The 12,960-nt window shown below is 43.1% G+C and carries 7 protein-coding genes; 3 read left to right on the plus strand and 4 right to left on the minus strand.

Going from position 1 to position 12,960, the window contains the following annotated elements; genetic code table 11:
• Window positions 1–42 precede the first annotated feature (42 nt).
• On the minus strand, window positions 43–1,878 hold the full coding sequence (locus tag FAX86_RS16610; RefSeq protein WP_164503638.1) for a pectate lyase family protein: 1,836 nt from the start codon (window positions 1,876–1,878) through the stop codon (window positions 43–45).
• A gap of 223 nt (window positions 1,879–2,101) precedes the next feature.
• Here FAX86_RS16610 and FAX86_RS16615 point away from each other — a divergent pair, with 223 nt between their 5' ends.
• Window positions 2,102–3,544, plus strand: coding sequence for an RICIN domain-containing protein (locus FAX86_RS16615; protein WP_144394593.1), 1,443 nt, complete (start codon window positions 2,102–2,104; stop codon window positions 3,542–3,544).
• Between the two features lie 423 nt (window positions 3,545–3,967).
• Here the strand turns inward: FAX86_RS16615 and FAX86_RS16620 are convergent, their stop codons facing one another.
• Together FAX86_RS16620 and FAX86_RS16625 are read right to left on the minus strand one after the other, a co-directional pair.
• Window positions 3,968–4,249, minus strand: a complete 282-nt coding sequence (locus FAX86_RS16620; RefSeq protein ID WP_144394594.1) for a hypothetical protein — start codon at window positions 4,247–4,249, stop codon at window positions 3,968–3,970.
• Between the two features lie 509 nt (window positions 4,250–4,758).
• Window positions 4,759–4,950: an ABC transporter permease gene (locus tag FAX86_RS16625; protein ID WP_144394595.1), complete on the minus strand. Its 192-nt coding sequence runs from the start codon at window positions 4,948–4,950 to the stop codon at window positions 4,759–4,761.
• A 304-nt stretch (window positions 4,951–5,254) separates the two neighbouring features.
• Between FAX86_RS16625 and FAX86_RS22870 the strand changes: the two genes are divergently transcribed.
• The gene (locus FAX86_RS22870; protein ID WP_425467795.1) at window positions 5,255–5,407 is read left to right on the plus strand and encodes a DDE-type integrase/transposase/recombinase; all 153 of its coding nucleotides are present in this window, start codon (window positions 5,255–5,257) and stop codon (window positions 5,405–5,407) included.
• Between the two features lie 30 nt (window positions 5,408–5,437).
• Window positions 5,438–5,584: an integrase core domain-containing protein gene (locus FAX86_RS16635; RefSeq protein WP_164503639.1), complete on the plus strand. Its 147-nt coding sequence runs from the start codon at window positions 5,438–5,440 to the stop codon at window positions 5,582–5,584.
• Between the two features lie 593 nt (window positions 5,585–6,177).
• Here FAX86_RS16635 and FAX86_RS16640 read toward each other — a convergent pair.
• Window positions 6,178–12,915, minus strand: a complete 6,738-nt coding sequence (locus FAX86_RS16640) for a non-ribosomal peptide synthetase (RefSeq protein WP_205859236.1) — start codon at window positions 12,913–12,915, stop codon at window positions 6,178–6,180.
• Window positions 12,916–12,960 lie beyond the last annotated feature (45 nt).

Consider the following 12,960-nt stretch of genomic DNA (forward strand, 5'->3'; position numbering starts at 1 on the left):
GCTAAGAAAATAAACGAATGTTTTACAATTGGTTTTAATAAATTAGAACGATTGGATCACACCGACCCCAACACCCTTAGAAAGAATCTCAGACAATTCATCGAGCACATCTAAATGATAAGAATAAGGCGTACTATCGAAATTGCCTGTTTGAGTGATTTGATTGTCGCCGCTATTTGTATATCGATTATTTCGGGCTATCACAAATCCGTCTTCGCGACTGTAGCGGTTAGTAGCAATTGGCAATTGCACCGAGTTAAAAATATTGGCTTCCACCAACATTTGCGCACCCATTCGAGAGTTAATGGCAAAGCCGACATTGACGACAAGATTATTGTAAAAATGGCCGGTTCCAAAACGCAGGCTCGGTACTCGGGAATCTATGTTTTTAAACACATTGTGATGATAGGTTACTTTAAGGCTTCCCAAGTCATCTTCGCCATGATTATCTCCAGCACCGACCAAACTCCCCTTGATGTGATCGTGCATGTAATTCCAAGACACAGTAACGTAATTACTGCCTCGAGTAATATCGAGCAAACCATCGTAGTAATCTTTGTGATGCTCACGATCATTCCACAGTTCGTTGTGGTCCACCCAAATGTTTTTGGAGTCATAAATCTGAATAAGATCGTCGCGGCTAAACGATAATTTCAGGTTACGGATAATAACATTGCGGACGCCACGAAGTTTCAGACCACCACCTGTAAATCCGCTAAAATCACCAATACCTTGAATCGTCGTATTGGATCCAACGGATACCATTCCTGGCAATTGAATTATGCCCTGAACATAAATAATGTGTGGCTCATCGCTCTCGGCGTAACGGCTAAACTCTTGCAGATTACTGACAGTTACCTCATGGCCACCCTGACCGCCGGTAGTTCCACCGTTGAGTGTCGCGAAACCATACATTTCCATAGGAACGGGATCGGTTGGCGTATCGTCGTTTTGCCAAATGAGCTTTAACGAATCAATATTGGCCCCACCGTCTGCTCCCGTACCTGTCAATCGGATCTTGCGAATACCTTTAGAAAGATTAAGCGTTGTTTCAACGGTATGCCACTGACCCCAATCTCCTGTTGAAGCAAACGACAAACGAGTAATGACTTGTTCGCCCACCCGGATTTCTGCGGGACGCGCCTGTTCAGCACCATTGGCAAATCGAAATTCCAGTTGGTAGCGGCCTGCTCTTTCAATATTAACTTGCCACTCGATAAACCCACCTGGCTCATTAGGCTCGAAATTTACATAAGCAGAACCTTCGAATCCATCGTGTTCGGTTTGCAATACCGCTCCAGACAACCAGGCAGCGGATTCCGCCTGAAATAATCTAGATTCGGGCGTGCCTGAATTTATTGGAACAATGTGCCAACGCTGATGGCCGGCAGCATAATAAGCGCCCTGAACAACATTTGCGCCGTTATTATTGGCAGCGTTATTAACCTGCAATGCCTTCTGACTGTGGAGGGCAATTAAACTAAAAGATTGGTCTTCCAATCGATTAATTTGCCAACGCTGATTCGCGTTGCGTTCGGACTTCCAAGGCCATTGTAAAACGTTGGCATTATCTTCGGCGGAATGTCCCGCAACATCGAGGGCTTGGCCGCTACTCCGATTAATTAAACGGTAGGTACCATCGCCATTTTCAAGTATTCGCCATTGCTGATGAGCGCCTTCCCAATAAGACCACTGAATAACATTGCTTCCCTGCTCTGACGAAGCTTCATTAACATCTAAAGACAGACCTGACTGCTGATTGACTATGTAATAGAACTGGTTTGAGTCAAACGCCTTAGTTGACGGAGCGAGCACCGCCATCGTCAGAGCGAACAGACAGGTTACCAGTCCTGAATTGCGTTTTATCGGATTAAACATGGGTAATATCCTTTTCTTGTTTTGAAAACATGTCATCAAGTTTTGTGACAACGCAGAAAAGTTTAACGGGATGCTCAACAGGTCGAATCGGTCAACTGGTCATTTGTGGTATAGAAACAGCGATAGACTGCGCAATTTAATCAATAAACCCCTTCGGCCCCTTTCTTAAAAGACTGAGTTGTGTGAAACCTGTCCCTAGATTAACGACATAAAGGATTAACCAATGTTGGTAAAAGTAATAAAGCTTGTTGCGATTTGTCACTTGTTACTGTGGCAAAGTTTAGTGAAGGCCGATGCCGAAGTGGCACAACAAAATGACGGTACCTGGCGGTCCCTTGTAGAAGGAGAAGTTGTCTACCGAGGCGTTCATTTTTTTGATGCGGTAAACACTGCGGCCAATCGCATGGGCCCGGGTATCATCAATATTTATAATTCCGGCGGTAGCGGGCCCGATACTGGAGGGCTACACGCCATAAGACCACGCAGTGGACAAACTTTGGATTTTCATGGCCATAGTGTCAATGTTGAAGATGGTGAGGTGGTTGTGCCCGTCTACTGTGATCGACGAAACAATATTACTGTTCAGAATTTGCATGTTACGGGTGCTCCCAGGTATGGGATCTGGTTTCGCGGTTGTTCGAATGTCCTTTTTGAAAACATCACCATGGACCTGACGCACCACAGTTCAGTCGGATTAGGAATTCGGGTGGATGCCTCAAGCGGTCCAGCGAAACACTTAACAGTACGAGGCAACATTCATATCCAGGGTAGCAAGGGACACGGCTTTGAAACATACGGTGTCGATGGTTTTACCATCGGCGATGTTACCGTTATGAATTCCAGCGGCTCGGGTGTGTTACTCAACAACTCCCGCAATGGCACCGTCGGAAACATTATTGGAGTAAATAATAATACTGGCGGTGGCTACGCGAGTTTCCGTGTCGCGAATAATAATGGTCCTAACGTTAATGTTCGCAGTGTCTATTCTCGAAATTCAGGTCGTGGCGTTTTCAGCGTTAGTGGCAGTCACGGGACTATCATTAACTATGTCAACATAGAGAATTCAACTTCCCACGGAATTTTCTTGGAAGATGCCAGAGACACACATATTTTGTCCGGTCATGTTGCACATGGTCGCCCCAACTGCCAATTAGTTCGAACCCGCGATTCCAGCATCGACGTTGATGGCTGTGCAAAAGTGGGAGAGCCTCCTGATGATTCTGATAACAACACAATAGTAGGTCGTTTTCGGATAGTTCCAGTGCACAGTAACAAAGCTTTAGATTTAAATCAGTGTCGGAGTAACAACGGAACGGCAATTCAACAATGGGACTGGCTTCACAATGACTGTCAAATTTTTTCCATTACACCCGTGGATGGCGAGTGGCATACTCTATCCTCATTACACACACCCAATATGGTAATGGATGTTCCAGCATGGTCTATGGAGAACGGAACGAAAATTTTGAACTGGGAAAATCTGGGTGGTGCTAATCAGCAGTTTCGCTTTCAAAAGTCTGGCTCAGGTAAGTGGCGCATTATCAATCGACTCAGTGGCTTATGTCTTGATATCTCTGGACGATCAACCGACAATGGTGCAAGCCTTATACAGTGGGAATGCACACCCTACAGTTCAAACCAACAGTTCAGACTGATTAAACATTAGGAGTTTTTGTTATTCTTCAAACACTGCATCATTTTTTGAATTTTTGCACACGATCGATTGAATTCGTTTGGAGCAAATAACGTAACCGTTACTTGCTCCATATTTAATTTCTTGTCATTAAATTGTCGATCGCATGAATGGACAGGTAAAGAAAATCACTCTTACAATTTAGGAAGAACAGCGCTGCATCGAGAATTGTAAGTTCTAAAGAAAACACAATGAATGACCTACAAAAAACAATTTATCATTCCGATCGAGTCGGTAAGGAATATTACTGTTTTTGACTTTACAGAATGGCTTTCAAAAGTTCACAAAAACAGGGTTAAAACCTTAAGCACAACGATAATTCATTGCTCAGGATCGGCTTTATCGAATCGGAGCGGACCTTCAGAAAGTCTCGTTTAAGCACTTGAACTAGATTTACTATGGGTACTCAATTACCTCATCAAAATCATCTAATTGGTAATGAACCTGTCTGACTTTAATATCTAGACCACTAGCAGCAGCGTTCCATTCATTATGAAGAATAAGCATGCCACGCTCTCCAACCATCGGTATGTACTTGAATTTTGTACAAAATTCCCAAATGTGCTCGTGCGAGGAGGCTTTCTTGAAACCTTGCTTTTTTAAGTTCGACTCAAACGCCAGTAAAGCATCTTCATCGACTTGATTATGAAATTTAAATTGCAATTGCGAATAAGACATCAACAATCTCCGACCTAGTAACCTGCACCTTAAAATATCTCTTATATGGATATATAGATATAAGTCTAGTACAAATCAAAAACCTCAGGCAACTAAAAACAGTGTTTTGACTACCTGTTTTACTGCATTGCAATCGACCTTACTTCATTGATCAAGGCGTTGATTGAATCTATCAATTTACTAACAGAATCGATTTCTGGAATTAACTCAGTTTTAGAAAATATGTATCAAAGAGACATTCAGATTAAAATTAAAATAATCAAAGAGTTACATAGCTTATTTTTGAAAGAAAGGATAAAGAGTTCAACTTACTTATCTACGCTAATTAATTGTCAGCTAAGTCAACTTATTTAAACTTGAGGTGATGAGGTCCATGAAATTAGTCGACTCTAGGTCGACTTTTTCGAGGTTAAGTTCGTTTTTAAAAATGGCTAAGCCATAGTTTCATTTATGCTTAATCAGCGTCTGTTCTGCACTATAAGTCTAACAAGTGCAGAACACCTGACTGACTAATCTCTCTGTAAAGCTTCAATAGGATCAAGTTTGGACGCTTTAATGGCAGGATACAAACCAAAACCAACGCCAATGACGGCACAGACGCCGACAGCTAATACAACGGCAAACAAAGAGCTAGCTACCGCCCAATTTGCATAAGTTGCAATCACAAAGGCTAGGGCAAAACCGAACGCTATCCTGAGCACACCTCCTAGAGTTAGCCAAATTGACTATGAACGGCTGTTGGCCAAACTTATCGACTCTTTTAAAGACAATGAACAATCCTATAGTTTTCCATGACTCACGAAAGAGTTGAACGAATCGGGAGAGTCCGTTAATCATATACAGGTGACTCGCCTGAAGCGAGAGAATAATATCTTCCTTAAACAGTTTAAACGATTTGTCGTCACAACCGACTCTGATCACTAGAAAACCGTGGCAGATAATTTGCTCAACAGATAGTTATCGATCAATAAAGCCAATCAGGTTTGAGTAATCTACATTACCTATATTCCTGCAAAGACAGGTTGGCTTTATCTGGCCGTTGTTATCGCTCTTTTTTCAAGAGCGGTTATCGGCTGGCAACTGGCAGACCCCATGAGAGCCGAACTTGTATGTGATGCAGTAATAATGGCGCAAGCGCGTCGAGAATGTTTACCTTAGCTGTTTCATTCTGACCGAAAAAGCCAATATGTGTCTGAAGAGCTTGAGTCTCGATTGGCTGGAGTTACTATCAGTATGAGTCGAAAAGGTAACTGTTGGGATAATGCGGTTGCAGAAAGTTTCTTTGGCACACTGAAAACTAAGCATGTGGACCTTGAAGATTATTTCAATTTATAGGAAGCAAAAACCAGCTTGTTCAGATATATCGAAGGGTTTTACAATCGAAAGCGTCGTCACTCTCATCTAGGCTTTCAAGCTCCAGTGATTTTGAAGAGTCGGCGGCGTTGTATCCGTTATTCAGGGTAAAGGTCAACAGCAGTAAGCTTTGCTGCAGAGTCATATATTATATTTATTGTTCTTTACATGCAGAGAACAGAGGTAGTTCACTCAGCCAATCAAACTTTAGGCGATTTATCGTTTAGCGACGCCTTCTTATTTTAGACAACGCCATAAAAGTTTAATTTATGATACTCTCTAGTATATTCTCCTCAAACTAGGTCGATAAAACTTTTAAATCACCATTCACTAATACAACAACTTTATCATTTAACTATTTGCCACCCGCTCAATTTATTGATGAGGCAGCATAGTTAGTAGCTCGATAAAAGACGTGTATAGTTTCAGCTAAAAGATCACAAAACTTCGCCATAAACACATCTGTTTTAATGAAAATTAAAATCTTAGCCGTATCGCAATAGTGATTTCTAAAGACTTTTTAACAACTCAAAACAGACTATTACATGCACAATATTTGAAACCCGCCTTCCCTATCACTCTGACATAAGTAACTCAATAGAAGCTACCTCTTCATCACTCAATGACTCAACGATCTTCTCCAAGTTTTCATCGTTTGAAATTTCCAAACGATGCTTCAGCAAGCAGTGATGTAAATCAAGGAGTGTGACACAACTAAACATTTCGCTGATGGTTAGGTATGACTGGTATTTATGGTTGAGTCGATTACACAGTTGTACAGCAAGTAAAGAGTTCCCCCCCATCTCGAAGAAGTTGCTGAGCATATTGACAGAGTCAATATTTAACAGCTCCGACACCATAGAAGCGAACTCAAGCTCCAGTATCGAAGCAGGAGAACGAAAATCATCATCGCATCTATCCGAAGCTTTAGGTTTGGGTAAACTCGCTCGATCAACTTTTCCATTGATATTAATTGGAATTGAATCTATCCAAACAATTGCTGCTGGCAGCATGTAAGCTGGTAAATGCTGTTTTAAATAACTTCTCAGTTCTTTTCTTGTCTGCGTACTTGGGTTTGAATGCACACAATAGGCAATTATCTCTTTATTATCACCTGTTCCTGAAGTAGTTACTGTTACAGATAATACTTGCTCTTTATTCAGCAGTCGCCTTTCAATATCGCCTAACTCAATTCGAAAGCCGCGAATTTTAATTTGCCCATCGACTCGACCAACAAACTCAATATCCTTTGACTTGAGTTTTTTCACCCAATCTCCAGTGCGATAAAGACGTCGGTTTTCATTAAATGGACTTGGAACAAAACTGCCTGCTGTTTTCGAAGGCGCTGACCAGTAGCCGGTAGCTAATCCGGCTCCTGAAGTATACAGCTCTCCAATAACTCCCGTCGGTACGGGTCTTAAAAAGTCATCTAAAACATGGAGTTCACTTTGGTGAATACTTTTTCCAATAGGAATAGTTTCTGCAGAGCCTGGGTCTTCTGTGATCTCATAGTATGAAGAAAATGTTGTATTTTCGGTTGGTCCATAGACATGAAGCAGATGTTTTGGTTTTCCTGATTCCAACTGACGACTCACGGCATTGGTATCAACTTGCTCTCCACCAAATAATAGGTAGGTCATTGGAGACAAAGCAGCTGGCAACTCAGTTGAATAAAGATTAAATAAGGCTGTTGTTAAGAATAGTGTGTCGATCCCATCTGCTTGTTGCTGTTCTTTAAAGCTAGCTGGAGTTAGTAACACATCCTTTGTCACAATACTGAGGGTTTTTCCATTGAGTAGTGTACCGTATATTTCAAAAACAGCAGCATCAAAAGCCAAGCTTGAAGCCTGAGCTATACATTGTACTTTATCGAAGTCAATATAATCAGTTTGTTTAACCAGTCTTACAACACCTTGATGATTGGCAATAACCCCCTTAGGTACACCAGTCGAGCCAGAAGTAAAAATGATGTAGAGTGGAGCGTTTGATGAAACTTCGATTTTTTTGGCAAGCGGCTGTGAGTTAGCGGCGCGTTTTAACTCTTCTATCGAGACACTGTTGACCACTGAAGTTTCTACTTGCAAATTTGAATCATCACCGACTAATAACTCTGTCTTAGCATGTTTTAAAACTTCTTGTACCCTTAAGATAGGTGACTGAGTATCGATAGGCACATAAGTCGCACCTAATTTACTAACCGCTAACATAGTAGCTACAGCTGATGCACTGCGTTCCATTCTAATAGCGACTCGATCTCCCTGGCAGGCACCATAGCAGGATAGTCCCGCTGCTATCACTGAGCTTAGATGATCCAATTGATGGTAAGTAAGAGTGTCTGTACCATCGATAACTGCCACCTTGTCTGGTGTGGATTTAACTTGATGAGCGAACCAATCGTTGACTGAAAGTAAGTTTGGTGACGATAAAAGATGAGCCTTCGGCATCATAAACTCAGAAATACAGCTGTCGGTATTTTGAGTTAGGAATGTTAAGGCTTGTAAAAACTCGTCAATAATCTCCTGGACGATTATATTACTTGATAGTCGATCACTGCACCATAAGTCTGCTTTTAAAGTACCCGAAACATCTTTGCGACATTCCAGCATCAAATCAAATTGGTTGTATTTTTGAGAAACAGATTCTTCTGTAACGGTCACACCATCGATCACTAACTCTGAAGCTGTACGATCACTGCTAAGACTCGCTTTCGCGGTATCGGCTAAAGAAAAGGTAGTAGAAATGAGTTCATTTTTTACTTTAGAAGCTGCATCAGTTAGTGGTTCTTGAATCGACAAGTCTTGAGTAGATAAGAGCGGTGTCGTAAATTCTTTTAGCTGACTCAGCAAGTCAATGACTTTCATAGTCGGCTGAAGTTTAACTCCGATCGGCAATAGATTTGCGAAAAAACCAGGCATTTCTTGTAGCTCACTGAATACACGGTTTGCTACAGGACTCCCGACAAAAAATTCCTGCTGTCCACTAGCCAAACGTGATAGAACCAAACTATAGGCCGAGAGCATAAGTAAGTACTCTGTCGATTTGAGTGTTTGTGCAGAATGAGAAATGCTTCGACTCAACTCATTAGGTATTTCGAAACAATTAAGTGCACCGGTAATTTTATCCGCTGTCGGCTGTATTCGATTATCGATTGGTAGCTCCAATCGGCGACAACCCTGAGCAAGAGTTGCTAACTCTTCTGCGGTTGTTTGTCGAGCTTCGACTATCTCGGGCTCCTTAGACCAAAGTAGATAGTCAAAGAAATCTACTTGAGAGCTCGATTCTGGAGCAGGCAAATTGTTGTAGTTGTCCAACAACTCTTGAATTAATAAGTTTCCAGACCAACCGTCAGTCACTATGTGATGAATGACCAAAGCAACTGAGTGTTGTTTTCCTTGGCTTATACAGCAAAATCTTACCAATGGACCGTTAGCCAAATCGAATGGCTTCTCAATTGCGAGTTGTAATTGCTGTTGCTGAGATGTTTCATTACTAACTTTTAAAACGATTGAGTCGACTTCGGCTCGTTCTGAAATAGTTTGCAACAATGAATTATTGTGCTCTCTAAATCGTGTTCTTAATACTCTATGGTTCTCAACTAACATCAATACTGCTGTGGTCAACTTTTCAATATCCAGCTCTCCAACCATGCGTACTGCTGCCACCATATGTAAGGCAGGATTGCCTGGCACGAGTTGATTAGCCCACCAAAGAGATTCTTGATTATCAGATAATGGATAGTCTATTTGAGTTTCATATCGAGTTATTGGTTTAACTTGACTGCCGCCTTTTTGTATTAACTCATCCACTACCCTAGCCACACGTCTGATGGTTGGCTGTTCAAATACACAACGAATGGGCAGTAAAATGTCGAACTGTTGCGATATTTTTGAAGCGATCCTCATGGCTGAAAGTGATGCGCCGCCTAACGCAAAAAAGTCAGTCGAGACACTAATACTTGGCTGTTCCAAAACTTGTTGCCAGATTTGACAAAGGGTCTCTTCCGTTGGCGTTTCTGGCGCAACGAGAGGATCATCATTAACTCTTTGTACGGTTTGATTACTCAAAGCTTTTAAGTCAATTTTGCCACTGGGCAATACAGGTAATGCGTCCAGCCTTTGGAAAGCTTTGGGAATCACATAGTGGGGTAAGGAACTGCGAAGTACTTCAACAATTTTTGAAGGCGTTACTTCACCGACATAAAATACTGCAATGTCTTTTTTTAGACTCTCTCCCATAGCAACCACAGTGAAATTCTTGATGTCATTTATTTGTGCGATAGCATGTTCAATTTCAGCGAGCTCGATGCGATAACCATTAACTTTCAACTGATTGTCACGACGACCTTTGTAAACTAAGTTTCCATTTGCCTGTTGCAATACCATGTCACCAGTACGGTACATTCTTGAACCTATGGTTGGCGAGTTTGGCAGGCTTATTTCCTTAGTTAAATCACCTGAGTTAGTTTTGTCTAAAACTGCCGCAGGCAAGAATTTTTCGGCGGTTAATTTTGCCTGTCCCATATACCCTACGGCCAGTTCTTCACCAACAATATATAGTTCACCAATAACTCCACGGGGTACCGGATTCAACTGCTCATCGAGAATTAATAATTGTCTTTCGCCAATTGCCGTTCCTATGGGAATTATTTCGCTGTTAGCGTCTGTTATTTCGGATATTACACTACCAATGGTAGCTTCTGTTGGACCATAAGCATTGTAGAAACGGCATTGTTTGCTTTGGTTCATTCGGAAAAATGATTGAATCATTTGTCTTTGAATCGCTTCGCCTCCAAGTATGACTGCTTTAAGTGAATCATTGCACCAACTTGTGAAAGCCTCTTCGGCACTTAAAATTTCTTGGAAATAACTGGGTGTAACATTGATAAAGCTAGCTTTGATATTTCTTGCCCAATCAACAAGTTCGGTACCAGACATGAGTTCTTGCGTCGGTAAACAAAGGGTTGCTCCGATTGAAAGTGCAGAGAATATTTGTTCAATGGATGGATCAAAGCCCATATGCGTTAATTGCAGAATTCGATCACTCGGTGAAACCTCGAGTTGACGGGTAATGGCGTCAATATAACAGGACAAACTGTGGTAGCTGATCCCAACAGGTTTCGGTAAACCTGTAGTACCAGAAGTGAATATTTTGTAAGCCAAACGTTCTCGAGTGATTTGTGGTTTGTTCGTTGGCTTTTTTAGATCCTCAGTCAACTGAGTGAAGATCAATGTTCGGCCCAACGGTAATTCATCAATAGATTTTTTTTCTGACTCAGATCCTGATTCGGAAACAACCATCATTGCTGATGCTTGATTCAACATAAACTCACGCCGCTCTAAGGGTAAGTTGGGATCGACTGGTAAATAGCAGGCTCCGATTTTTATCACGCCAAGTAAAGTGGTTAACCAATTTAAGTTTCGTTCCATACTAATTGCTACGGTATCACCTACTGTTACACCCTGATCTTGTAGCGATTGCTCAACGTGTTTAATAGCAGTATTAAGGTCTGCATAAGTGATAGGGTTACTGCCATAAATCACCGCGGTTTTTTCAGAATACAGGCTTATTTGCTTTGCAATTTCAGTGAAGAGATCAAATGAAACTCGAGTAGTTTTTGGTGTTGGAACCACAGAGTTCATTTGATCGGATGGTGTCTGAAGTAACCAATTTAATTGCTTTGAATCTTTCAACATGGCTAACAAAATGGATTTGAAAAGCGTCGCCATCCCTTCAACATGTTCTCGACTGAACATTTCAAGCCCTGTGATTGCACCTTTTAATTCGCCAGCGTCATGCCAGAAATTTACCGACAAAGGGATGTTAGTATGAATTTCTCCATGACGGCTAACAATGGTGTCATTGTTGTCCGCATAATCGTTATAAACTCGGAAATTGGTGTAGTTAAATAAGGTCTCAAACCACGTCTGCCCACCAGTCAATGCCATTATGTCGGGTAACGGATAACGTCGATGAGGCAACATCTGTTGCTCGGAGGCAGCGACTCCTTGAATGAGTGATTCCCAATCTTCCACACCCAAGGCGTACCTCAGCGGTACTGTATTCAAAAATAACCCCACCGATTCGGCGCCGCCCACCTGCTCCGGCCGACCATTACACACCAACCCGGTCACCACATCACCACGACCGCTGTACACACTCAGCATCTTCAGATGAGCGGCCAACAACACACTCTTCAACGGCACCGCCAACCGACGCGCTAAAGCTTCTAACGCTTCCGTTTCTGGCGCCGATAATTGCAACACCGCATCGACCATCTCACCCACCGCTCCTTGGCCTTCCTGAGGGAGTGATACCACCTCAGCCCCGGCTAAGGTCTGCTGCCAATAGGCGCGCGTCGCATCACTCGCCAACGCCGCTTGCTCTAAAGCGATAAAGTCCCGATAACGACACGCCAACTCCCGCAGCGGATACGCCTCCCCTTGCAATAAATTGGCGTAGCCCCGCAATAACTCGGTGGTCAATATCGATTCACTCCAGCCATCCCACAAACTGTGGTGGGTGCTGTAAGTCAATTGAAACATCTCATCGCTCAAGCGGTGCACATACACCCGCATCAATGGCGCCTGCTCTATCACTAACCGGCGCTGCCGCTCGCGTACCGCCCATTCGGTCAAATAGTCGTTCTGCGCCGCCAGGGTTAAATGGCGTAAATCCTCTTCGCCTATCGGTAACGACACCGACGACTCCACCAGCTGCAACGGCTCACTGAAGCTGGCTAAATCAAACCGGGTCCGCAAGATATCGTGCTGCTCCACCAACCGGTTGACCGCCTGTTGCAGTAAGGCACCATCAAACGGCATCTGCAAGCGATAGGAAATCAATTCGTGATAAACGTCTTCGCCTTCATTCAAGCCGCCGTGATACAACATCCCCAACTGCAATCGACTGGCTGGGTAAGCGTCTGCCAGACCCGCCGGTAACAAGGCCCGCTCTGAGTCCTTGAGCAAACTGAAGGCCGTCACCTCTGACGTGGCTTCATAAGGCACCAGTGCTGGGGCCAATTCAACAATGCTCGGTCCTTCAAATAAGCGCGGTAATTCAAACTGCCATCCCTGCTCGTTGAGCGCCCCTTTCATTTGGATGGCCAATAAGGAATCGCCGCCCAAATCGAAAAAGTTGTCTTCAATCCCCACCTGCTCCACCTGTAACAACGCTCCCCAAACCTCACACAAGGTGCGCTCCAAGTCATTCCGTGGCGCCACATAGCTCTGTTGGTAGCGGTCGGCATCACTCACCATCGGTAATCGTTGTCGGTCGATTTTACCGTTGGCGGTTAATGGGGTATCGGTCATTAACACCAGCGCCGCCGGCACCATATACTCCGGTAACCGCTGCCG

The organism is Pleionea sediminis (assembly GCF_007570825.1).
In the GTDB taxonomy this organism is placed as follows: Bacteria; Pseudomonadota; Gammaproteobacteria; order Enterobacterales; family Kangiellaceae; genus Pleionea; species Pleionea sediminis.